Source organism: Kaistia terrae (assembly GCF_026344005.1).
GTDB classification, from domain to species: Bacteria; Pseudomonadota; Alphaproteobacteria; order Rhizobiales; family Kaistiaceae; genus Kaistia; species Kaistia terrae.
The window spans coordinates 503,660-524,688 of record NZ_JAPKNH010000004.1; the positions used below are offsets into that span (position 1 = coordinate 503,660).

Genomic DNA, 21,029 nt, shown 5'->3' on the forward strand with positions numbered 1-21,029 from the left:
GGGGGCCCATAGACACAGGCCGGTGAAGCCACGGCGCAGGTTGCTGGCAACCGCCGGTGCGTCTGGATCCCGGCCAGCGCCGGGATGACGCTGGAGCGGGGTGAGCCGCTGCACGTCACGCCGGCACTGCCGAGAGACCTCCGCCTACGTCGCGGTGCCGCCGACCGTGATCTGGTCGATGCGGATGGTCGGCTGGCCGACGCCGACCGGCACGCCCTGGCCGCTCTTGCCGCAGGTGCCGATGCCGAGATCTAGCGCCATGTCGTTGCCGACCATGGAAACGCGCTTCATTGCGTCCGGCCCGTTTCCGATCAGCATGGCGCCCTTGACCGGCGCGCCGATCTTGCCGTTCTCGATCTTGTAACCTTCGGTGCAGGAGAAGACGAACTTGCCGCTGGTGATGTCGACCTGGCCACCGCCGAACGACACCATGTAGAGGCCGTTCTTCACCGAGCCGAGGATTTCGGCCGGATCGTCCTTGCCGCTCTTCATGATCGTGTTGGTCATGCGCGGCATCGGCACATGCGCATAGGACTGCCGACGTCCATTGCCGGTCGGCTTCATGCCCATCAGGCGGGCGTTCTGGCGATCCTGCATGTAGCCGACGAGCACACCGTCCTCGATCAGCGTCGTCGCCTGCGTCGGCGTGCCTTCGTCGTCGAAGGACAGCGAGCCGCGTCGGTCCAGGATCGAGCCGTCGTCGATGACGGTGACGCCCTTGGCGGCGACCTGCTGGCCCATCAGGCCGGCAAAGGCGCTTTCGCCGCGCCGGTTGAAATCGCCCTCGAGGCCATGGCCGACCGCTTCATGCAGCATGACGCCCGGCCAGCCTGGGCCGAGGACGACGTCAAAGGTGCCGGCGGGGGCGGGGACAGCTTCGAGATTGACCAGCGCCTGGCGCAGCGCCTCGTCGACGGCGAGATGCCAACGGTCGCTGGTGACAAACTGGCCAAAACCTTCGCGGCCGCCCATGCCATAGGAGCCTTGCTCCTGGCGGTCGCCTTCGCCGGCGATGATCGAGACGCTGACGCGGACCATCGGGCGGACGTCGCGACGATAGACGCCGTCGGGGCGCAGGATCTCGACCACCTGCCACGAACCGGCGAGCGAGGCGCTGACCTGGCGAACGCGCGGGTCCTTTGCCCGGGCGTAGGCGTCGATCTGTTCAAGCAGCGTCACCTTTTCGGCGAAGCTGGGGCTGCCGAGCGGATTCTCGTCGGTGTAGAGGATGCGATTGGTGCCCTGTGGCGGTTCGGCCAACGTGCCGGCATGGCCTCGCTTCACCGAGGCGACGGCTTCGCCGGCGCGGCGGATGGCCTCAATCGAAACCTCGCCGGAATGGGCATAGCCGACCGCTTCACCGGCGACGGCGCGCAGGCCAAAACCCTGGCGGGTGTCGAAGCTGGCGCCGGAAAGGCGGCCATTGTCGAAGACCAGACCTTCCGATTGCGCATATTCCAGATAGAGCTCGCCATCGTCCGCGCCCGAGAGGGCTTCGGCAACGACGCTGCGGGTCTGGTCGCGGTCGAGGCCGGCGCGCGCGAGAATGGAGAGATGTTCATCGGCCATGGGAAGCTCCGGGATCGTGTCTGAGGCGTTGAGATAGGGGATCGCGCGTCGTTTCGCACCCCCTGGTCGACTCCCGGCTGCTCATTGCTGGGCGGCAAGCGCATCCATCGCCAATGAGATTTCGGCTCTGAGAGCCGTGACCCGGGCCTGATAGACCCTGCCGAGACAGGCCGTGTCGCTGCCGCAGGCGGCTCTGAGCTTGAGAAAATCCGTCGCCGCGTCACGGCGCGCGGCGTTGGCGCCCATCAGCATCGGCACCTTGTTATAGGCGAACCAGAGCGCCGCCATTTCGGTGTCGCGCTCGGAAAGTTCCGGGTTCTGGCAGATGGCAACTTCATCCGCGGCAACGGCTTTGGCGCAATTGAAGCTGGCGGCCTGCGCCGGGAGGGCTGCCGTCAGGCCGAAAATCGTCAGGATGAGAAGAGCAGAACGTTTCATGACGATGCACCTTTGCTTGAACGGGCAGAGCTTGCTCGGCGTCCCGACGCTTGTCGAGAACCATCCGCGCGCCATCCCCCATTGCGTTCAGCCCCCCGAATGGCCCATACGCTGCGGCACGGATCAAGACGGGGGATCGCTGGCCGCCGCAACGTGCTGAAGCGCGTCCGCGCCGCGAACTCCAGGCAGGAAGGACAGCAAGAATCATGGCAACGGCATTCGGTCTCGATAAGCAGGCTCTGACCATCATCCCGGTCTCGGGTCCGCTGAACGGCCGCGTCACGCCGCCCGGTTCCAAGTCTATCACCAATCGCGCGCTGCTGCTGGCGGCCCTCGCCAAGGGAACCAGCCGCCTGACCGGCGCGCTGAAGAGCCTCGACACCAAGCTGATGGCCGGCGCCCTGCGCGCCATGGGCGTCACGGTGGACGAGCCCGACGACACCACCTTCATCGTCACCAGTTCCGGCCGTCTCAATCCTCCGGCTGAGCCGCTGTTCCTCGGCAATGCCGGCACGGCGATGCGGTTCCTTTCGGCCGCGGTGACGCTGGTCGATGGCGCGGTAGTCGTCGATGGCGACGCGCATATGCGCAAGCGGCCGATCGGTCCTCTGGTCGAGGCGCTGCGTTCGCTCGGCATCGATGCGACCGACGCCAACGGCTATCCGCCGGTCACCGTGCAGGGCAACGGCACGTTCGGCTCCGGCCGGGTCGAGATCGATGGCGGCCTGTCGAGCCAGTATGTCTCGGCGCTGCTGATGGCTGCCGCCTTCGGCAATGGCCCGATCGAAGTGGCGCTGACCGGCAGCGAGATCGGCGCGCGCGGTTATGTCGACCTGACGATCGCCGCCATGCGCGCCTTTGGCGCTGAGGTCGAGCAACTGGACGCGGCAAGCTGGCGCGTCCAGTCGACCGGCTACACGGCGACCGACTTCGTCATCGAGCCGGATGCTTCGGCCGCGACGTATCTCTGGGCGGCGGAAGCGCTGACCGGCGGAAACATCGATCTGGGCGTGCCATCCGACGCCTTCACCCAGCCCGACGCCAAGGCGCGCGAGGTCATCGCGATGTTCCCGAATTTGCCGGCCGTCATCGACGGTTCGCAGATGCAGGATGCGATCCCGACCATCGCCGTGCTGGCCGCCTTCAACAATACGCCGGTGCGGTTCGTGGGCATCGCCAATCTGCGCGTCAAGGAATGCGACCGCGTCAACGCGGTTGCGACCGAGCTTTCGCGCATCCGGCCGGGCCTCGGCACGGAGGAGGGCGACGACCTGATCGTCGCGTCCGACCCGTCGCTGGCCGGCCAGACGCTGCCGACGCGCATCGAGACCTACGCCGATCACCGTATCGCCATGAGCTTCGCGCTTGCCGGCCTGAAGATCCACGGCATCACGATTCTCGATCCCGGCTGCGTGGCGAAGACCTATCCGGCCTATTGGGAAATGATGCAGGGACTCGGCGTCAAGCTCGTCGATTGAGGCTGGCTACCAGCTTCAGGGCGGTCCCTCAGCACCCAATATCCATCATCCTGAGGCGCTTCGCGTGAGCGAAGCCTCGAAGGAGGATCCAGCGCGCACGCTGACTTGCAGACATAGCCCGGCGAGCCCTGTCTCTCCGTAGAGTTCACTGGACCCTCCTTCGAGGCCCGGCTTTGCCGGGCACCTCAGGATGACGGTCGGGCTGTGGGGATTTGGCTCAGTAAAGCGCCTTGGCGTAGCGGGCGAGCATTTCGGCCTGCGTCTCGGCCGGTTCGCCGGACCGGGTGTGGTCCTTGAGCATCTCGCCCATGGTCGGCAGCAGGCTGCGCTCGATCCGGCTTTCCTCCGCCCACAGCTTCGAGCGCATCAGCGCCTTGCCGCATTGCAGGTAAGCCTCGCGCACGGTGACGACGACGACGGTAGCCGGCAGCTTGTCGTCTGCTATGTGTGCCGCGCGCAGCGCCTCGTCATCATCGATGACGGCCGTGCCGTTGACCCGGAGCGTCTCGTCGACGCCGGGGATCAGGAACAGCAACCCGATGCCCGGCCGCTCGACCAAATTGGCGAGCGAGTCGATCCGGTTGTTGCCGGGACGGTCGGGGATGACCAGCGTGTTGTCGTCGAGCACGCCGACAAAGCCCGGATGATCGCCGCGCGGCGTCGCATCGCCGAAACCGTCCACGCCCTGGGTGGCGAGGATCAGGAACGGCGACAGTGCAATGAACGACCGGCAATGCCGGTCGAGCCTGTCGAGCTGCTTGGCGACGGACCGGCCCTTGGGCGCGCCATAGATGGCGCGCAGCGATTCGAGGGTTTCTATGCGGGCCATGTCGCGGTCATCCAGAGTTTAGGGCAGGGCGTCGAATCCCGGGCCGAAACCGGTCAGCGAGATCGGGATGCCGATACCTTCTTCCGGTGTCTGGAAGATGACAAACGTAGCCGTCTTGCCATTGCGCAGCTTGCCGATCAGGTCGTCGTCGAGAATGACCTCGGCGAGGCAGCCATCCGGCAGGCAGCGCACGAAGCCGGCGCGGCCCATCTCGTTCTGGTCGATCTTGAGGCCGAGGCCGGAGGGCAGCAGCACGCCCAGCGGCGCCAGCACCCGCATCACCTTCGACTTCTTGTCCGCTGTCTTCAGGACGATGACGGAGAGGCCGACATTATCGCGGTCCTCGGCCGTCACGAACTGCATCATCGAACAGATTTCGCCCTGCGCGCCCGGGGGCTTGTCGCAACGCGTTTCCCAGTCGCCATGCATGCCCTTGGAGACGCCCTGCGCGGACGCCGTCCCGGGCATGGCGGCTGCCAAAGCAGCGACCGCCAGCGCGTTTAGAACGATTCGCAGGGGCCGGAATGCGCCAAGACGCACAGTTGGATACAGCTTCACCTGAGCGATCTCCTCGATTCTCACAATTGTCGTACATCCATGCACGACGATGCTTGCCGCAGTAACCCTTGCAGGGCGCTTGAGCGAGCGCGATTTGCCGCATCTCATCTCACGATCCCCCGTTGCGAGGCAAAGGGTCATGTGGTTTGTCTCGGTCGATATTCGGCCGAATCCGAACTCTCCGCATGGCAGAAAAACGCCTTCGGCCTATAGTGTTGTGGAAAATGGCGCAACGGAGGCCGTTTTTCGAGCTTCGTTGCGCTGATCGGCTTCGATGCCGTTAAGGCATGGATAGGGAGTGTACACGTGACGAATGCGATCACGCGTCTCGGAACATTTTTGTCGCTCGGTGGAGCGTCTGCAGCGGCATTGAGCGGGCTGACGGGTGTGGCGCATGCCGCCCAGCCGACCCCTTGGGCGATGTGGATGCAGCCGGCGGCCTCGCCGATCATGACCATGATCGAGCGTTTCAATCTTGGCATCACCATCGCCATGGCGATCGTCGTGCTCGTCGTTCTGGCGCTGCTCGTCTACGTCGCCGTTCGCTTCAACGCGAAGGCGAACCCGGTGCCGTCGCGCACGTCCCACAATACGATGATCGAAGTCGTGTGGACGCTCGCGCCGATCCTGATCCTGATCGGCATTTCGGTCCCGTCCTTCTCGCTGCTTTTCGCGCAGGAAGATCCGGCCCGCATCGTCAAGGATTACGATCCCGCGAAGACGATGACCGTCAAGGCGACCGGCCTGCAGTGGTACTGGAACTACGAGTATCCCGACAATGAAGGCGTTGCCTTCGACTCGACCATGCTCGAGGACAAGGACCGCACCGACCCGGTCAACCAGCCGCGCCTGCTCGCCGTCGACAACGACATGGTCGTTCCCGTCGGTACCGTGGTTCGTCTCCAGGTCATCGGCGCCGACGTCATCCACTCCTTCGCTCTGCCGGCCTTCGGCCTGAAGCTCGATGCCGTACCAGGTCGTCTGAACGAGACCTGGTTCCTCGCCGAGCGCGAAGGCGTCTATTACGGTCAGTGCTCCGAGCTTTGCGGCACCAACCACGCCTTCATGCCGATCGCCATCCGCGTCGTCACGCCGGACCAGTTCAAGACCTGGGTTGCCCAGGCCAAGGACGACCTGCCGGGCGCCTACAAGACGCTGGCAGAGGCTCTCGCCAAGGACAAGGTTGCCAAGGCTTCCGAAACCGACGTCGAGGTGGCTGCCCGCTAAAGGCAGTCGCATCGCCCAAGGATTGCAATTGATCGGCTCCGGCGCGTCAGCGCCGTGATGCCGCAGGACACGAAAAGGGAGCAGGCCATGGCCACAGGTGCTGCACACGCTGCTGAACACCACGACCACCCGACGGGCTGGCGTCGCTGGGTCTATTCGACCAACCACAAAGACATCGGCACGATGTACCTGATCTTCGCGATCGTCGCGGGTATCATCGGTGGTGCCCTGTCGGTCGGCATTCGTCTGGAGCTCCAGCAGCCCGGTCTGCAGATTTTCGGCAATCCCTACGTCTTCAACACGTTCACGACCGCGCATGGTCTGATCATGATCTTCTTCATGGTCATGCCCGCGATGATCGGCGGCTTCGGCAACTGGATGGTGCCGATCATGATCGGTGCGCCGGACATGGCGTTCCCGCGCATGAACAACATCTCGTTCTGGCTGCTGCCGCCTTCGCTGCTGCTGCTCATCATCTCGCTGTTCATGCCGAGCGCGGCTGGCCAGGTCGGTGTCGGCGGCGGTTGGACGATGTATCCGCCGCTGTCGGGTTCGGGTCCGGAAGGTGCGGCTGGTCCGGCCGTCGATTTCGCGATCCTCGCCCTGCACATCTCGGGCGCTTCGTCGATCCTCGGCGCGATCAACTTCATCACCACGATCTTCAACATGCGCGCTCCCGGCATGACGCTGCACAAGATGCCGCTGTTCGCCTGGTCGGTGCTCGTGACCGCGTTCCTGCTGCTGCTGTCGCTCCCGGTTCTCGCCGGCGCGATCACCATGCTGCTGACCGACCGCAATTTCGGCACCACCTTCTTCAAGCCTGAAGGCGGCGGCGACCCGATCCTGTTCCAGCACCTGTTCTGGTTCTTCGGTCACCCGGAAGTGTACATCCTGATCCTGCCCGGCTTCGGCATGATCAGCCACATCATCTCGACCTTCTCGAAGAAGCCGATCTTCGGCTACATCGGCATGGCCTACGCCATGGTCGCGATCGGCGTCGTCGGCTTCATCGTGTGGGCGCACCACATGTACACGACGGGCCTTTCCTTCGAGACGCAGGCTTACTTCGTCGCCGCAACCATGGTGATCGCGGTGCCAACCGGCATCAAGATCTTCTCCTGGATCGCGACGATGTGGGGCGGTTCGATTGACTTCAAGGCGCCGATGCTCTGGGCGATCGGCTTCATCTTCCTGTTCACCGTCGGCGGTGTGACGGGTGTGATGCTGGCCAATGCCGGTCTCGATCGCTCGTTCCACGACACCTACTTCGTGGTGGCCCACTTCCACTACGTTCTGTCGCTGGGCGCCGTCTTCGCGATTTTCGCGGGCTGGTACTACTGGTTCCCGAAGATGTTCGGCTACATGTACAATGACACCATCGCCAAGGCTCATTTCTGGGTGATGTTCATCGGCGTAAACCTGGTGTTCTTCCCGCAGCATTTCCTCGGCCTCGATGGCATGCCGCGCCGCTACGCCGATTATCCGGATGCTTTCTGGGGCTGGAACTTCGTCTCGTCGATCGGCTCGTACATCTCGATGTTCGGCGTGATGATCTTCCTCTATGGCGTCATCGACGCCTTCCTGAAGAAGGTTCCGGCTCCGGACAATCCCTGGGGTCCGGGCGCCACCACGCTGGAATGGCAGCTGTCGTCGCCGCCTCCGTTCCATCAGTGGGAAGTTTTGCCGCGCATTGGTGACACCAAGCACTAAGCGCAATGATCAAGGGGCCGGGATGCGTCCCGGCCCTCCTTTTTGAGTAAGTTAGAACCCACGATGTCTGACGTGCCTTTAAACCGGATCGACACTGTGGCAGGCAACCTCGCCAGCCCCTCCGACTACCTAGCGCTGCTGAAGCCGCGCGTGATGTCGCTTGTCGTCTTCACAGCGCTGGTCGGCATGGTGATGGCGCCGGGCGGCATCCACCCGGTACTCGGTTTCACGGCTCTGCTCTGCATCGCCATCGGCGCCGGCGCGTCCGGTGCGCTGAACATGTGGTACGACGCCGACATCGACCGGATCATGAAGCGCACGCAGTCGCGTCCGATCCCGATGGGCAAGATCACCGAAGGCGAGGCACTGGCATTCGGCCTGACGCTCGCCTGCTTCTCGGTCGCGCTGCTCGGCCTGTTCGTCAACGTCGTCGCCGGCGCGCTGCTTGCCTTCACCATTTTCTTCTACGCCGTGATCTACTCGATGTGGCTGAAGCGCTCGACGCAGCAGAACATCGTCATCGGCGGCGCGGCGGGGGCGTTTCCCCCGATCGTCGGCTGGGCCGCCGTCACCGGCAGCGTCAGCTATGAGAGCATCGTTCTCTTCCTGATCATCTTCATGTGGACGCCGCCCCATTTCTGGGCGCTGGCAATGTTCAAGTCGGATGATTATCAGCGCGCCGGCATCCCGATGATGCCGGTCGTTTCCGGCATGGCGGAGACCCGCAAGCAGATCCTGATCTACTCGATCCTGCTGGCGCCGATCGGCGTCCTGCCTACCATTCTCGGCTTCGCCTCCTTCGCCTATGGCGTCGCTGCCTCGGCGCTGGGCGTCGGCTTCATCGTCCTTGCCATCCGGGTCTATCGGATGAGCGATGACGACAAGGTCATGCTGCCGGCCAGGCGTCTGTTCGGCTTCTCGATTCTCTATCTGTTCCTGCTCTTCGCCATGCTGCTTGTCGAACGCTGCCTTGGCCTTATGGGCTTCGTCGCATGAAGGACATCGCCATGAACGAAGAAGACGGCATCCGACTCACGGACGAACAGAAGCGGCGCCAGCGCGCCCGTTCGATCGCCATCGCCGCCGTGCTGTTCGGCCTCGTCGCGCTGTTCTACGTGGTCACCATCGTCAAGATGGGCCCCGGCGCCCTTCTCAACCGCTCGCTTTGAGGTCAGCATGAACCAGCCGCAAAAGAGGGGGCGCTCCTACGGTTTGACGGCCGCCGCTTGTGGCGTGTTCGTCGCGACGATGCTGGGCGCCGCCTTTGCGTCGGTGCCGCTCTACAGCATGTTCTGCCAGCTGACGGGCTATGGCGGCACGCCGGTGCGTGCCGATACCGCCCCGAAGACGGCCCTCGACCGCACGATCACCATCCGCTTTGACGGCAACGTCGCGAACGGTATCGGCTGGGCGTTCCGCCCCGAGACGCGGCAGATGAAGGTCAAGGTCGGCGCGATCAACGAGGTGAAGTTCTTCGCCGAGAACCGCACCGACAAGACGTCGACGGGCACCGCCGCCTTCAACGTCACGCCAGATATCACGGGCCAGTATTTCAACAAGATCGCCTGTTTCTGCTTCACGTCGCAGACGCTGAAGCCGGGCGAGAAGGTCGAGATGCCGGTGACCTTCTTCATCGATCCTGCGATCGTCGATAACTACCAGACGCGCAACATCGATACGATTACGTTGTCCTACACCTTCTTCCCGAGTTCGGAGCAGACCCCGGCGCCCGTCGCCGCGGTTACTGTGAAGGACGCGGGAAAGTCGCTTTGAGAAAGACCGGGGAGCATCTCCATGGCTGAGGCCCACGCCAAGCACCACGACTATCACCTCGTCAATCCGAGTCCCTGGCCGTTCGTGGCCTCGGCAGGCGCGTTTGCGCTGGCGCTCGGCGGCATCGCCTACATGCATGGCCACTCCTTGCTCTGGCTGGTCCCGGGCACGCTGATGGTCCTCTATACGATGTACGCCTGGTGGGCCGACGTCATCACCGAAGGCCAGCAGGGCCATCACACGCGCGTCGTGCAGTTGCACCTGCGCTACGGCATGATCCTGTTCATCGCTTCGGAAGTGATGTTCTTCGTGGCCTGGTTCTGGGCCTTCTTCGACGCCAGCCTGTTCGCCAGCGAGGCGATCAATGTCGCCCGCTACGATTTCACCGGCGGACATTGGCCGCCGAAGGGCATCGAGGTGTTCGATCCCTGGCACCTGCCGCTGCTGAACACGCTGATCCTGCTGACCTCGGGTACGACGCTGACCTGGGCGCACCACGCCCTGCTGCACAATGACCGCGAGGGCCTGAAGTGGGGCCTGGTCTGCACCGTCGTGCTCGGCCTGATCTTCTCCTGCGTCCAGGCCTACGAGTATACCCATGCGGCGTTCTCGTTCGGCGGCAACATCTACGGCGCCACCTTCTACATGGCGACGGGCTTCCACGGCTTCCACGTCATCGTCGGCACGATCTTCCTGATCGTCTGCCTGCTGCGGGCGCTGGCCGGTCAGTTCACGCCGAAGGAGCATTTCGGCCTCGAGGCAGCTGCCTGGTACTGGCACTTCGTCGACGTGGTCTGGATCTTCCTGTTCTTCGCGATCTACGTGTGGGGCGGCTGGGGCGCGACAATGCACGCCGGCTGATCCAAAGGACACAAACGGGCGGCTTTGGCCGCCCGTTTCATTTCCGGCGCAGCGTATCGTCTGCGTCTTCTCTGATTTCAGGAGCCGCGCGTGGCTGATACCGGCGCCCCCTACCGCGACAAGGCGCTTTACCCGCCCCTGACGCCCTCCAGCACGGGCCTGCGCGGACGCTGCCCGCGCTGTGGCGAGGGGCGGTTGTTCAGCGGCTATCTCGAGGTCGCGCCACGCTGCGGCAATTGCGGTCTGGACTATGCGTTCAGCGACGCCGGCGACGGTCCCGCCGTCTTCATCATGCTGATTGTCGGCTTCATCGTCGCCTTCCTGGCGCTTTATGTCGAATTCACCTTCCAGCCGCCCTTCTGGGTGCATGCGCTGCTCTGGATCCCGCTGGTTGTCGGGTTGGCCCTCGGCATGCTGCGACCTCTGAAGGGGCTGATGATTGCGATCCAGTATCGCCACAAGGCGGAGGAGGGGAGGCTCGAGCAGAGCTGACCCCACATCGTTCCATGTCCACTTCGAAGATGCCTTCCACGCCGGCTCTCGCGCCGAAGCCCTCAGCCAAGCCCCGCTCGGCCATGCGCAAGCTGGTCTGGCCGGCGCTGGCGACGTTGATCATGTTTGCCTTCCTGTGCCGGCTGGGCATGTGGCAGGTGGAGCGGCTGCACTGGAAGGAAGCGCTGATCGCGCAGGTCGATGCACGCCAGAAGCAGTCGCCCGTCCCGGCGCCCAGGCCAGGGGCCTGGAAGGCGCTGGACCTGACGGATGCCGACTACACGCCGGTCACCGTCTCGGGCGAATTCCTGCATGACGCCGAGGCGCATCTCTACGATTCGCTGATGGAGCCGCGCGGGCCTGTCGGTGGCGTCGGTTGGTTTGTCTTCACGCCGCTGAAGACGGATGAAGGCTGGATCGTCTATGTCAATCGCGGCTTCGTGCCCGTCGACAAGGAAGCGGCCTCCACGCGACCCGAAGGGCAGATCTCCGGCCGTGTCACCGTGACCGGCCTGTTGCGCCGCCCGGAAACGCCCGGTCGGTTCCAGGCTTCCGCCAAGCCGACGAGCCAGCAATGGTTTGCCCGCCAGCCGGACAAGTTCGCGGAACGCAGCGGTCTGCCGGCGGCGTCAGTCGCGCCCTACACGATAGACGCCGATGCGACGCCAAACTCCGGTGGCCTGCCGCAGGGCGGCGAAACGCGCGTCACCTTCACCAACAATCACCTGCAATATGTCGTGACGTGGTTTGGCCTCGCGCTGGCGCTTGTCGGCGTCTTCATCGCCTATGCGCGCGGCGTGCTGAAGCGGAAGGACTGACCGTCCCCGCCTCAGGCGTGTCCGGCTTCATCCGAGAGCATCGCGGGATCGATGCCGAGCAGCGCCATGGCGCGCTCATATTTCGTCGCCAGGTCCGCATCGAAGATCAGCTTGTCTTCCGCCGGGCAATGCAGCCAGCCATTGGACTGGATCTCGGCCTCCAGCTGGCCGCGCGCCCAGCCGGCATAGCCGAGCGCCAGCATGGCGCTGCGCGGGCCGGAGCCGGCGACGATTGCCTTCAGGATGTCCAGCGTGGCCGTCAGGCAGACATTGTCGGCAATCGACAACGTCGAATTCTCGATGAAATAATCGGCGCTGTGCAGCACGAAGCCGCGTCCCGTTTCGACGGGGCCACCGCGTTGCACGATCATCCGGTTTGCCTTGGGGGGCAGGCGGATCTCGGGGCCATCGGGGATGACGTCGAGTTGCACGAGCAGGTCGACGAAGTCGATCTGCGGTGCGATCTGGTTGATGACAATCCCCATCGCGCCATCCACGGAGTGGGCGCAGATATAGACGACGGAGCGGGCGAAGCGTCCGTCCTCCATGCTCGGCATGGCGATTAGGAATTGCCCGTCGAGATAGCTGGGCTCGACCGGCGCTCGAGGCTGTTTCGCGATCATGACGGGAATCCTAGCACGGGCGGCTCAAAAGAAAAGGTCGGGCATGGCCCCGAGAGCGGAACACGAACAAATGATCGGGGTTACTTTTGCCCGTCTGGAGATTGCCCCAAACCGCGGCTAGCCTGTCACAATGTGGATTCGAAAACTCACACTTGTCTGTCTTCTCGCCCTCGCTTCCCAGCCTGCTTTCGCCGTTATTGGTCCATGGGTTTCCTCGGACAAGGTGCGTGCGCGCCTTGTCGTGGCGGCTCCGGCGGCGGGCGGAGCCCTGGATGGAGCGATCGAGATCGAGCTGGCGCCAGGGTGGAAAACCTATTGGCGCTCGCCGGGCGACGCCGGCGTTCCGCCGCGCTTTGACTTCTCCGCCTCCACCAACGCCGAGGCCCAGCCGGTCGAATTTCCGGCGCCCGAGCGGTATGACGACGGCTTCGCCGCCTCCAACGTCTACCATGACCGGGTTGTTCTCCCGGTCCGCTTTGTTGTTGCGGATGACGCCAAGCCCGTCGCGCTGGATGTGAAGATGGATATCGGGATCTGCGAGGAGATCTGCATTCCCGTCAATCTCAACGTCCAGCTGGATGTACCCATCGGGGCTGGCGATTCGGCGGCCGCGGCGCTCGTCGCGACGGCGCGAGCGGACCTGCCGGGACCAGGGAGGCCCGGTCAGTTTGAGGTCGCATCGCTGCAGCGGGTTGGCGGCTCGGAGCAGAAGCCGGAATTCGAAGCCATCGTCGTGTCTGAGAAGGTGGACGACACTGTGCTGTTCATCGAGACGCCTGGCGACTGGTACGCTGCGGCGCCGAGGCCGGTAGCGATTGCTCCGGGCAAGAACGGCTTCCGCTTCACGGTCGATCGCCGGTCGGCCGCCGGCGGCATCGCCGGCGCGAAGATCCGCCTGACGCTTACCGAGGGCGAGGATGCGACCAGCCGGACTTTCACGCTCGACGCGAGCCATGCCACGCCCTAACGTGCGGGCAATGCTGCGTTTTGGCATTTCCTTCGACGCAATCCCTTACGTCCCTAAATTCCATCCTTGCCAATCAATCCATGGAGAACGAGATGAGCATCTCGGTCGGCGACCGTATTCCGGCAGCGAAGTTCCGCGTCATGACCCCCGATGGGGCTGTCGAAAAGTCCGACACGGACATCTTCGCCGGCAAGAAGGTCGTGTTGTTCGCCGTTCCCGGCGCCTTCACGCCTACCTGCCACAAGAATCACCTGCCGGGCTATCTGGAGCAGGCGGCTGCCATCAAGGCAAAGGGCGTCGACTCCATCGCCGTCGTCGCTGTGAACGATCATTTCGTCATGGGCGCCTGGGCCAAGGCAACGGGCGGCGAAGACAAGATCACCTTCCTCGCAGATGGTTCGGGTGAGTTCACCAAGTCGATCGGCCTGGAGTTTGACCTTAACGCAGGCGGCCTCGGCGTTCGTTCCAAGCGCTATGCGATGATCGTCGAGGATGGCGTGGTCAAGACGCTGAACGTCGAGGAAGCCGGTGGCGTCACCGGTTCCGGCGCAGCGGCTATCCTCGAGCTGCTCTAGTCCATATTGCTTCCGTAGCGGAAACCCGTTAGCTAGAAATCAGCTGATGGGTTTCCGTGCCATGATACGGGTCAAGATGCACGCAGCGAAGACGACACTCTCCAAGCTTGTCGCCCAGGCGCAGGCGGGCGAGGAGGTGGTGCTGTTGCGTGGCAACACCGAGGTCGCGCGCATCGTTCCGCTCGATCCCGCCCCTGGCGCCGATGCGCCGCTTCCCCCACGCATTCCCGGACGACTCCGAGGTTTGATCGATTTTGACGATCGCTTCTTCGATCCCTATCCGGCGACAGACGTTTCGCAGTGGGATCACTAGCGATGAAGCTGCTTCTCGACACGCAGGCCTGGTTCTGGTGGATGATGGGGAGCCCGAGACTCTCGCTACCCGCTCGCGCCGCCATTGCCGACGCCGGCAATGAGCCGCTGATCAGCGCCGCCTCCGTAATGGAGCTGCTGGACAAGCGACGGATCGGCATACTGCCCGACATGCAGCGGTTGGCGGACCATGTCGAGGACGAGATCGATGAGGCAGGGTTCGGTCGCCTGCCGATCACAACCCGGCACGCCGCGCATGCCGAGAAGGTCGCCGGGGCGCATCCGGACCCGTTTGACCGGATCCTGATTGCCCAGGCGCTGATTGAGGATATCGCGCTCGTGTCGAACGAGACGTTCTTTGACCGCTTCGGCGTCAGGCGTCTCTGGGACGCAGGTATCAGCCGGCGCTAAAACTCTTCTTCTTCACCTTGTAGGGCGCCATGCCTTCGCGGGCGAGTTGGTCGGCGCGCTCGTTGGCCTCGTTGCCGGCGTGACCCTTGACCCAGTGCCAAGTCACCTGGTGACGCTGCAGGGCGGTGTCGAGGCGCTGCCAGAGGTCGATGTTCTTCACCGGCTTCTTATCGGCCGTCTTCCAGCCATTGCGCTTCCAGCCATGAATCCAGCCGGTGATGCCGCCCTTCACATATTGTGAATCGGTATGGATATCGACGACCGAGGGACGCTTCAGTGCGTCGAGCGCCTCGATGGCAGCGGTCAACTCCATCCGGTTATTGGTGGTGTCAGCCTCGCCGCCCTTCAGATCCTTCTCGTGCTCGCCGGAAATCAGCACGGCGCCCCAGCCACCGGGGCCGGGATTGCCGGAGCACGCGCCGTCGGTCCAGATGGCGATCTTGTTTTCTTCAGTCAAAGGATCAATCCATACGCGCTGACATCCTTCACCGTGCGGTGGAAGCGCAGCTTACGCAAATACTCGAGCGGGTCTTTCGGCGCGACGAGCGCGCCGGGCGGAACGTTGAGCCAGTCATAGAGACGGGTCAGCAGGAAGCGGAGCGCCGAGCCGCGCGCCAGCAGCGGCAGCGCTGCCAGTTCTTCCGGCGTGAAGGGGCGCACTTTCTGGTAGCCGGAGAGCAGCGCGCGGGCCTTTGTGACATTCAGCGAGCCATCCGCCTCGAAACACCAGGCGTTGAGGCAGACGGCGACGTCATAGGCGAGGAAGTCGTTGCAGGCGAAATAGAAGTCGATCAGCCCGGACAGCTCTTCGTGCAGGAAGAAGACGTTGTCGGGGAAGAGATCGGCGTGGATGACGCCATGCGGCAGGCTCGAGGGCCAGGACTGCTCAAGAAGGTCGAGCTCGCCGGCAATGTCGGCGGCGAGGCCGGGCATGACCTCGTCGGCGCGGTCGGCGGCGCGCTCGAACAGCGGACGCCAGCCATCGACGCTGAGCGCGTTGCGGCGTGTCAGTTCAAAGCCCTCGCCGGCGATGTGCAACTGCGCCAGGGCGCCGCCAATGGCGAAGCAATGATCGGCGCGCGGACGGCGCACCCACATGCCCTGCAGGAAGGTGACGATGGCCGCCGGCCGGCCGGCCAGCGTGCCGAGCGCCTCGCCCTCGCGGTTACGCACCGGCAGCGGGCAGATGATGCCGCGGCTTGCCAGATGGTCCATCAGTCCGATGAAGAAGGGGAGGTCGTCCGGATCGACCCGCTTCTCGTAGAGGGTGAGGATATGCGGGCCGGCGTCCGTCACCAGCAGATAGTTCGAATTCTCGACACCCTCTGCGATCCCCTTCAGGGAAAGCACGGTGCCAATGTCGTAGCCAGCGATGAAGCTCGCGAGCTCATCGTCAGCGATCTCGGTATAGACGGCCATCAGGAAAAGCTCATTCTGCGGCTGGAAGGCGAAGTTCGCGGGGCAGGTTGAAGGCGATCGTCTCGATCGCGTTCTGGACGAGTTCAACCTTGACGCTGTAGCGCGCGGCAAAGGCGTCGATCACTTCCTCGACCAGGATTTCCGGCGCAGAGGCGCCGGCGGTGACGCCGACGCGGCGAATGCCGTCGAGCCGCGACCAGTCGATGTCGGAGGCGCGCTGGATCAGTACGGAGACGGCGCAGCCCTCGCGCTCGGCCACTTCGCGAAGGCGCTGCGAGTTCGACGAATTGGGCGCGCCGACGACGATCATCGCGTCGACGTCGCCGGCGATCCGCTTGACCGCTTCCTGACGGTTGGTCGTCGCATAGCAGATGTCTTCCTTGTGCGGCGCGGTGATGCCCGGGAAGCGCCTGGTCAGGACCGCGACGATCGCCGAGGTGTCATCGACCGAAAGCGTCGTCTGCGTGATGAAGGCGAGCGCTTCGGGATTCCTCGGCGTGTAGGCCTCGGCGTCCGCCACCGTCTCGATCAGCGTCACCGTGCCGTCGGGCAACTGGCCCATGGTGCCGATCACTTCTGGATGGCCGGCATGGCCGATCAGGACGATCTCGCGCTCGCGCTTGAAATGGATCTGCGCTTCCTTGTGCACCTTGGAGACGAGCGGGCAGGTCGCGTCGAGGAAGAACATCTGGCGCGACTTGGCGTCGGCCGGGACGGATTTCGGCACGCCATGGGCCGAGAAGACGACGGGCTGGCCATCATCGGGGATCTCGTCCAGTTCCTCGACGAAGATGGCTCCCTTGTCGCGCAGGCTGTCGACGACATAGCGGTTATGCACGATCTCGTGCCGGACATAGACCGGTGCGCCAAAGCGCTGCAGCGCCAGTTCGACGATCTGGATCGCGCGATCGACACCGGCGCAGAAGCCGCGCGGTGCGCAAAGCAGGATCTCCAGCGGGGGCTTGGGCACGTCGGCCATGGTATTTTCGTTCCGCGACATGAGACGGGAATAGAGGGATGGGGCGGGTCGCTGTCAAGCGTCGTGACAGGAAGCCGCTTGCGTGTGTTCGCTCACGACAACGTGTTTTGGTTGGTAGCCTTGTAAATATTTCTTGCTCATTCTGGCAATGGGGTGGGGGCCGCGCTCAACGGGGCAGCTTCCATGCAGATATGGGCCTTTCACGGAATGCGAAGGAGTGGCAATCACGCCGTTCTTAATTGGACTGGACTGCCACGATCAACGTTTTTTCTGAATGACATTCTTTCGCACGAACAGGTATCGGTCGTACTTGGCGATCCGTTCACGCCAAAAGGCTTCTGGGCCTGGTTTCTACGTCTTTCGTTGCGGAAGCGCATGCGAAAGCCACTGCTTAAAACCGGCAGGCGGCTGACGTCCGGCGGCCTTTGCGTCAGCCTTGAGGATTGGCCGATCAACGCGCCGATCTTTGACCCTTGGCCGCGACAGTGCCGGCACATCCTGCTGCTCCGCGACCCGATGAACATGTTTGCGAGCCGAATCCGAATGTGGGGCGGCCGCCTGCATCATTTCTATGGCAAGGACCGGGCGGACCTCTATTTCCATAACTGCATAGAACTCTGGAAAGCCCATGCCCGGGAGCTCCTGGGGGAGACCGACTGTTTGCCCGGCCATGTCGGCATCTACTACGATCGCTGGGTGGCTGACCCGGCCTATCGCGTCGAAGTCGCTGCCAAGCTCGGCCTGGTGCCAGACGAGCGGGCGCTGAGCCACGTGGCATCGGAGGGCGGCGGCAGTTCGTTCGAGGGCATGGCACCGCTCGGCGACGACGCCATCGCGCGACGCCTGTCACGCCACAGCCAACTTGAAGGCGATGAAAAGCGGCTGTTCGCCCGCGTCACCGACGACAGCGACCTGATGCAGCTTCGAGAGAGGGTGCTGGACCACGTGTTCGGCGACACGAAGCGCCTCATGGTCGCCTGATGGCCTGTCGAGGCTGGCGCAAACGTCAGCCTCGCCCGAGATCGGCTAGGCGATCATCGCTTCTTCTTCGCGGAAGATCAGCTTGCCGGCTTCCGGGGCCGTCATGGGCTGGCCGAACAGGAAGCCCTGCGCGAACTCGCAGCCGAGATCGTAGAGGTCGAGCGCGTCGTCTTCAGTCTCCGCGCCTTCCGCCACCACGTCCATTTCCAGCTCGTGCGCCAGGCCGATGATGGCGCGCAGGATCACGCGCTTCTGCTTGGCGGAGGGACCCCGGACAAAGCTTTGATCGATCTTCAGCGTCTCGAACGGGAAGCGCTGCAGATAGGAGAGCGACGAATAGCCGGTGCCGAAATCGTCGAGCGACAAGCCAGCGCCGAGCTCGCGGATGCGGGTCAGCACCTGCGCCGCATATTCCGGGTTCTCCATCACCAGGCTCTCGGTCAGCTCCAGCTTGAGCGAACCGCGCGTGACGGCGGAGCGTGAGAGCACCGACTTCACGTCGTTGATGAGGTCGTGGCGCAGCAACTGCCGGCTCGAGACATTGACCGAGACGAATAGCGGCACGTCGCGGCCGAGCTGTTCCTGCCAGTCCGAAAGCTGCTTGGCGGCACGCTCCAGCACGAACAGGCCGAGCGGGATGATCAAGCCGTTGCGTTCGGCGAGTGGAATGAACTCCGCCGGCGGAATGCGGCCATGCTGGGGATGGTCCCAACGCACAAGCGCTTCGAAGCCGGCGATGGTCCGGTCTTCCAGCCGTACGATCGGCTGGTAGAGAACCTTGATTTCCTCGCGGCCGATGGCGCGACGAAGATCCGCCTCCAGCGTCAGCGTGTCGGCACCATGCTGGCGCAGGGCAGGGCGGAATGCCTCGATGCGGTCGCCGCCAAGGCGCTTGGCGTAATACATGCCGATTTCGGCATCCTTGATGATCTCCAGCGCTTCGCTCTGCTTGCTGTCATGCATGGCGATGCCGATGGAGGCCGTCAGGAAGATTTCCTTGTCGCCGAACGAGATCGGCGCCCGCAGCGTACGGCGGACCGAATCGGCAAAGCCGGCGATGCGTTCGGGCTCGCTCTCGGAAATCAGCAGGAAGGCGAACTGGTCGCCGGAGATGCGGGCGAGCGTATCCTGCGGCTTCAAGAGTCGGGTGAGGCGACGCGCGATCGTCAGCAGGATGGAGTCGCCGACCGACAGGCCGAAGCCGTCATTGACCTGCTTGAAGCCGTCAATATCGAGGATAAACACCGACGGACGAGCGGCGCCCTCTGTCTGGGTGCGCGTCACCGCCGACGCGAGCCGGTCGACGAACAGTTCGCGGTTGGGCAGGCCGGTCAGATTGTCGTGCACGGCGTCGTGCAGCAGGCGTTCCTCGGCAGTCCGCTCCTCGGTGACATCGGAGAGCGTGCCGACGCAGCGCGTGACCTCGCCATCGGTGCCAAGCACCGGACGGGCGCGCAGATGGAACCACCGGTAATGACCATCCTCGGCGCGCAGGCGGAAATCCTGCGCGATGCGGCCACGGCGCTGCTCGATGACGGCGTCCAGTGTCGCCTTGAATCGGTCGCGGTCGGAGGGATGCAGCACGTCGAGCCAGTCGCGGGCAGGGCCCTCCAGCGTACCGTGCTTGAGGCCCAGAAGGTCCTCCGCATCGGGGCCGGTATAGATGCGGTCGCGAGAGACGTCCCAGTCCCAGACGATATCGCCAGCGCCGGTCAGGGCCAGCGCGCGGCGCTCGGTTTCGCCGATGGCGCCCGGTGCGATCGTTCCGCCGGCAAAGGCGTGCTGCATGACCGTGAAGCCGATCAGCAGGACAATCAGCACGAGGCCGCCATTCAGCGCCGGCTGGATCACGTCATTGGTCAGATTGCCCGTCACCGTCAGATAGGCGCCGAGGATCCAGACCATCAGCAGCACCCAGGTCGGGATCAGCATGATGGCGCGGTCGTAGTGATGCAGCGCCAGATAGATGATGACGACGAAGCCGAGCGTCACGGTCAGGCCGAAGGAGAAGCGGGCGACGCCGGCAGCGATGCCGGGCTCGAACACGGCGACGCCAAGCAGGATCAGCAGGCCAACCAGCCAGGCGATGGTCGCGTGGCTATAGCGGGCGTGCCATCGGTTCAGGTTCAGATAGGTGTAGGTGAAGATCAGCAGCGTCGCCGACAGCAGCACCTCGGCGAAGGCGCGCCACATCTTGTCGTCGCCGGGCGCGATCTGGATCACCTTGTTCCAGAAGCCGAAATCGATGGCGAGATAGATCAGGACCGACCAGGCTAGGCCGGCCGTCGCCGGGAACATCGCCGTGCCCTTGACCACGAATACGATGGTCAGGAACAGCGCCAACAAGCCGGAAATGCCCAGGACAATGCCGTGATACAGCGTGTAGCTGTTGATCGCGTCCTTGTAGTTGTCAGGCTCCCAAAGATAGAGCTGCGGCAGCACCGGAGTGCGCAGTTCCGCCACGAAGGTGACGACAGCGCCGGGATCCAGCGTGACGCGAAAAACGTCGGCTTCCTGGCTCGCCTGGCGCTCGGGTGCAAAGCCCTGGCTTGGCGTCACCGTCGCGATGCGCGAAGCGCCGAGGTCGGGGATCAGCAGGCCGGAATTGGCAAGGCGGAAATGCGGCGCCACCAGCAGCCGGTCGATCTGCTCGTCGCCATTGTTGGTGAGTGCGAACGAAACCCAATAGGAAGTGCCGCCCGCTTCGTTGGAACGCACCTCGATGCGGCGAACGATGCCGTCAGGGCCGGGCGCGGTCGAGACCTGCACGCGATCGGACGGGTCGCGCGAAGCGCGTTCGACGGCTTTGGTCAGGTCGAGCGTCGTGCCGTCCAATGGGACGTTGATCGCGTCGAGAGCCTGCACATGCGTAGCAGTGCCGACAACCGCGAACAGGACGAAAAAGACCGCGGCGACGAAGCGGTTAAGCAACAAACAAACCTCCAAGGCCCGAAGGCAGTCGAGCAGTACTATCCGGGCCGGGGCAGCACAAGAAAATTTCGGCTGCGT

The 21,029-nt window shown here is 64.0% G+C and carries 23 protein-coding genes; 14 read left to right on the forward strand and 9 right to left on the reverse strand.

The window, feature by feature from the left end:
* Window positions 1–144 precede the first annotated feature (144 nt).
* A complete protein-coding gene (tldD, locus tag OSH12_RS14905; RefSeq protein ID WP_266344353.1) occupies window positions 145–1,569 on the reverse strand; it encodes a metalloprotease TldD in 1,425 nt (474 codons plus the stop codon).
* 81 nt (window positions 1,570–1,650) lie between these two features.
* Window positions 1,651–2,007 (reverse strand): lysozyme inhibitor LprI family protein, encoded by a 357-nt coding sequence (locus OSH12_RS14910; RefSeq protein WP_266344354.1) that lies wholly within the window; start codon window positions 2,005–2,007, stop codon window positions 1,651–1,653.
* A gap of 206 nt (window positions 2,008–2,213) precedes the next feature.
* Here OSH12_RS14910 and aroA point away from each other — a divergent pair, with 206 nt between their 5' ends.
* Window positions 2,214–3,485, forward strand: a complete 1,272-nt coding sequence (gene aroA / locus OSH12_RS14915; protein WP_266344355.1) for a 3-phosphoshikimate 1-carboxyvinyltransferase — start codon at window positions 2,214–2,216, stop codon at window positions 3,483–3,485.
* Window positions 3,486–3,702: 217 nt separating this feature from the next.
* On the opposite strand, the gene OSH12_RS14920 is transcribed toward aroA, so the two are convergent.
* A complete protein-coding gene (locus OSH12_RS14920) occupies window positions 3,703–4,314 on the reverse strand; it encodes a pyridoxamine 5'-phosphate oxidase family protein (RefSeq protein ID WP_266344356.1) in 612 nt (203 codons plus the stop codon).
* Window positions 4,315–4,332: 18 nt separating this feature from the next.
* Window positions 4,333–4,782: an invasion associated locus B family protein gene (locus tag OSH12_RS14925; RefSeq protein ID WP_266344357.1), complete on the reverse strand. Its 450-nt coding sequence runs from the start codon at window positions 4,780–4,782 to the stop codon at window positions 4,333–4,335.
* A gap of 396 nt (window positions 4,783–5,178) precedes the next feature.
* Between OSH12_RS14925 and coxB the strand changes: the two genes are divergently transcribed.
* From coxB to OSH12_RS14965, 8 genes are all read left to right on the forward strand, one after another.
* Window positions 5,179–6,099 (forward strand): cytochrome c oxidase subunit II, encoded by a 921-nt coding sequence (gene coxB, locus OSH12_RS14930; protein WP_380224101.1) that lies wholly within the window; start codon window positions 5,179–5,181, stop codon window positions 6,097–6,099.
* 87 nt (window positions 6,100–6,186) lie between these two features.
* A complete protein-coding gene (gene ctaD, locus OSH12_RS14935; protein WP_266344358.1) occupies window positions 6,187–7,809 on the forward strand; it encodes a cytochrome c oxidase subunit I in 1,623 nt (540 codons plus the stop codon).
* 63 nt (window positions 7,810–7,872) lie between these two features.
* Window positions 7,873–8,805: a heme o synthase gene (locus OSH12_RS14940; protein ID WP_266344359.1), complete on the forward strand. Its 933-nt coding sequence runs from the start codon at window positions 7,873–7,875 to the stop codon at window positions 8,803–8,805.
* A gap of 11 nt (window positions 8,806–8,816) precedes the next feature.
* Window positions 8,817–8,978, forward strand: a complete 162-nt coding sequence (locus OSH12_RS14945; protein ID WP_266344360.1) for a hypothetical protein — start codon at window positions 8,817–8,819, stop codon at window positions 8,976–8,978.
* Between the two features lie 7 nt (window positions 8,979–8,985).
* Window positions 8,986–9,582 (forward strand): cytochrome c oxidase assembly protein, encoded by a 597-nt coding sequence (locus OSH12_RS14950; protein WP_266344361.1) that lies wholly within the window; start codon window positions 8,986–8,988, stop codon window positions 9,580–9,582.
* Window positions 9,583–9,603: 21 nt separating this feature from the next.
* Complete coding sequence (locus OSH12_RS14955) at window positions 9,604–10,443, forward strand: cytochrome c oxidase subunit 3 (RefSeq protein WP_266344362.1); 840 nt, start codon at window positions 9,604–9,606, stop codon at window positions 10,441–10,443.
* 90 nt (window positions 10,444–10,533) lie between these two features.
* Complete coding sequence (locus OSH12_RS14960) at window positions 10,534–10,935, forward strand: DUF983 domain-containing protein (protein WP_266344363.1); 402 nt, start codon at window positions 10,534–10,536, stop codon at window positions 10,933–10,935.
* A 14-nt stretch (window positions 10,936–10,949) separates the two neighbouring features.
* The gene (locus OSH12_RS14965) at window positions 10,950–11,753 is read left to right on the forward strand and encodes an SURF1 family protein (RefSeq protein ID WP_266344364.1); all 804 of its coding nucleotides are present in this window, start codon (window positions 10,950–10,952) and stop codon (window positions 11,751–11,753) included.
* A gap of 11 nt (window positions 11,754–11,764) precedes the next feature.
* Here OSH12_RS14965 and OSH12_RS14970 read toward each other — a convergent pair whose 3' ends face one another.
* Complete coding sequence (locus OSH12_RS14970) at window positions 11,765–12,376, reverse strand: YqgE/AlgH family protein (RefSeq protein ID WP_266344365.1); 612 nt, start codon at window positions 12,374–12,376, stop codon at window positions 11,765–11,767.
* Between the two features lie 223 nt (window positions 12,377–12,599).
* On the opposite strand from OSH12_RS14970, the gene OSH12_RS14975 reads away from it, so the two are divergent.
* The 4 genes from OSH12_RS14975 to OSH12_RS14990 all read left to right on the forward strand — a co-directional run bounded on the left by OSH12_RS14975 (window position 12,600) and on the right by OSH12_RS14990 (window position 14,641).
* A complete protein-coding gene (locus OSH12_RS14975) occupies window positions 12,600–13,343 on the forward strand; it encodes a protein-disulfide reductase DsbD domain-containing protein (protein ID WP_266344366.1) in 744 nt (247 codons plus the stop codon).
* 92 nt (window positions 13,344–13,435) lie between these two features.
* Window positions 13,436–13,918, forward strand: coding sequence for a peroxiredoxin (locus OSH12_RS14980; RefSeq protein ID WP_266344368.1), 483 nt, complete (start codon window positions 13,436–13,438; stop codon window positions 13,916–13,918).
* A 46-nt stretch (window positions 13,919–13,964) separates the two neighbouring features.
* Entirely contained in the window at window positions 13,965–14,231 is a 267-nt protein-coding gene (locus tag OSH12_RS14985) for a type II toxin-antitoxin system Phd/YefM family antitoxin (protein WP_266344369.1), read from the forward strand.
* 2 nt (window positions 14,232–14,233) lie between these two features.
* Window positions 14,234–14,641 carry a type II toxin-antitoxin system VapC family toxin gene (locus OSH12_RS14990; RefSeq protein ID WP_266344370.1) on the forward strand — a complete coding sequence of 136 codons (408 nt, stop codon included), beginning with the start codon at window positions 14,234–14,236 and terminating at the stop codon, window positions 14,639–14,641.
* Here the strand turns inward: OSH12_RS14990 and rnhA are convergent.
* Genes rnhA through ispH form a run of 3 tightly spaced genes read right to left on the reverse strand, consistent with a single transcriptional unit; the run spans window position 14,628 to window position 17,039 of the window.
* Window positions 14,628–15,098, reverse strand: coding sequence for a ribonuclease HI (gene rnhA / locus OSH12_RS14995; RefSeq protein ID WP_266344371.1), 471 nt, complete (start codon window positions 15,096–15,098; stop codon window positions 14,628–14,630). The genes OSH12_RS14990 and rnhA overlap by 14 nt on opposite strands.
* The gene (locus tag OSH12_RS15000; protein WP_266344372.1) at window positions 15,095–16,060 is read right to left on the reverse strand and encodes a homoserine kinase; all 966 of its coding nucleotides are present in this window, start codon (window positions 16,058–16,060) and stop codon (window positions 15,095–15,097) included. The genes rnhA and OSH12_RS15000 overlap by 4 nt, the downstream gene beginning before the upstream one ends.
* 10 nt (window positions 16,061–16,070) lie before the next feature.
* Window positions 16,071–17,039 (reverse strand): 4-hydroxy-3-methylbut-2-enyl diphosphate reductase, encoded by a 969-nt coding sequence (gene ispH / locus OSH12_RS15005; RefSeq protein WP_266344373.1) that lies wholly within the window; start codon window positions 17,037–17,039, stop codon window positions 16,071–16,073.
* Between the two features lie 183 nt (window positions 17,040–17,222).
* Here ispH and OSH12_RS15010 point away from each other — a divergent pair, with 183 nt between their 5' ends.
* The gene (locus OSH12_RS15010) at window positions 17,223–18,020 is read left to right on the forward strand and encodes a hypothetical protein (protein WP_266344374.1); all 798 of its coding nucleotides are present in this window, start codon (window positions 17,223–17,225) and stop codon (window positions 18,018–18,020) included.
* Window positions 18,021–18,065: 45 nt separating this feature from the next.
* Here the strand turns inward: OSH12_RS15010 and OSH12_RS15015 are convergent, their stop codons facing one another.
* The gene (locus OSH12_RS15015; protein WP_380224091.1) at window positions 18,066–20,954 is read right to left on the reverse strand and encodes an EAL domain-containing protein; all 2,889 of its coding nucleotides are present in this window, start codon (window positions 20,952–20,954) and stop codon (window positions 18,066–18,068) included.
* Window positions 20,955–21,029 lie beyond the last annotated feature (75 nt).

Bases quoted from the DNA above. Each gene is read 5' to 3' on its own strand.
- tldD (WP_266344353.1), bottom strand. From the start codon at position 1,569: ATGGCCGATGAACATCTCTCCATTCTCGCGCGCGCCGGCCTCGACCGC.
- OSH12_RS14910 (WP_266344354.1), bottom strand. From the start codon at position 2,007: ATGAAACGTTCTGCTCTTCTCATCCTGACGATTTTCGGCCTGACGGCA.
- aroA (WP_266344355.1), top strand. From the start codon at position 2,214: ATGGCAACGGCATTCGGTCTCGATAAGCAGGCTCTGACCATCATCCCG.
- OSH12_RS14920 (WP_266344356.1), bottom strand. From the start codon at position 4,314: ATGGCCCGCATAGAAACCCTCGAATCGCTGCGCGCCATCTATGGCGCG.
- OSH12_RS14925 (WP_266344357.1), bottom strand. From the start codon at position 4,782: ATGCCCGGGACGGCGTCCGCGCAGGGCGTCTCCAAGGGCATGCATGGC.
- ctaD (WP_266344358.1), top strand. From the start codon at position 6,187: ATGGCCACAGGTGCTGCACACGCTGCTGAACACCACGACCACCCGACG.
- OSH12_RS14940 (WP_266344359.1), top strand. From the start codon at position 7,873: ATGTCTGACGTGCCTTTAAACCGGATCGACACTGTGGCAGGCAACCTC.
- OSH12_RS14945 (WP_266344360.1), top strand. From the start codon at position 8,817: ATGAACGAAGAAGACGGCATCCGACTCACGGACGAACAGAAGCGGCGC.
- OSH12_RS14950 (WP_266344361.1), top strand. From the start codon at position 8,986: ATGAACCAGCCGCAAAAGAGGGGGCGCTCCTACGGTTTGACGGCCGCC.
- OSH12_RS14955 (WP_266344362.1), top strand. From the start codon at position 9,604: ATGGCTGAGGCCCACGCCAAGCACCACGACTATCACCTCGTCAATCCG.
- OSH12_RS14965 (WP_266344364.1), top strand. From the start codon at position 10,950: ATGTCCACTTCGAAGATGCCTTCCACGCCGGCTCTCGCGCCGAAGCCC.
- OSH12_RS14970 (WP_266344365.1), bottom strand. From the start codon at position 12,376: ATGATCGCGAAACAGCCTCGAGCGCCGGTCGAGCCCAGCTATCTCGAC.
- OSH12_RS14980 (WP_266344368.1), top strand. From the start codon at position 13,436: ATGAGCATCTCGGTCGGCGACCGTATTCCGGCAGCGAAGTTCCGCGTC.
- OSH12_RS14985 (WP_266344369.1), top strand. From the start codon at position 13,965: ATGGGTTTCCGTGCCATGATACGGGTCAAGATGCACGCAGCGAAGACG.
- OSH12_RS14990 (WP_266344370.1), top strand. From the start codon at position 14,234: ATGAAGCTGCTTCTCGACACGCAGGCCTGGTTCTGGTGGATGATGGGG.
- OSH12_RS15000 (WP_266344372.1), bottom strand. From the start codon at position 16,060: ATGGCCGTCTATACCGAGATCGCTGACGATGAGCTCGCGAGCTTCATC.
- ispH (WP_266344373.1), bottom strand. From the start codon at position 17,039: ATGGCCGACGTGCCCAAGCCCCCGCTGGAGATCCTGCTTTGCGCACCG.
- OSH12_RS15010 (WP_266344374.1), top strand. From the start codon at position 17,223: ATGCAGATATGGGCCTTTCACGGAATGCGAAGGAGTGGCAATCACGCC.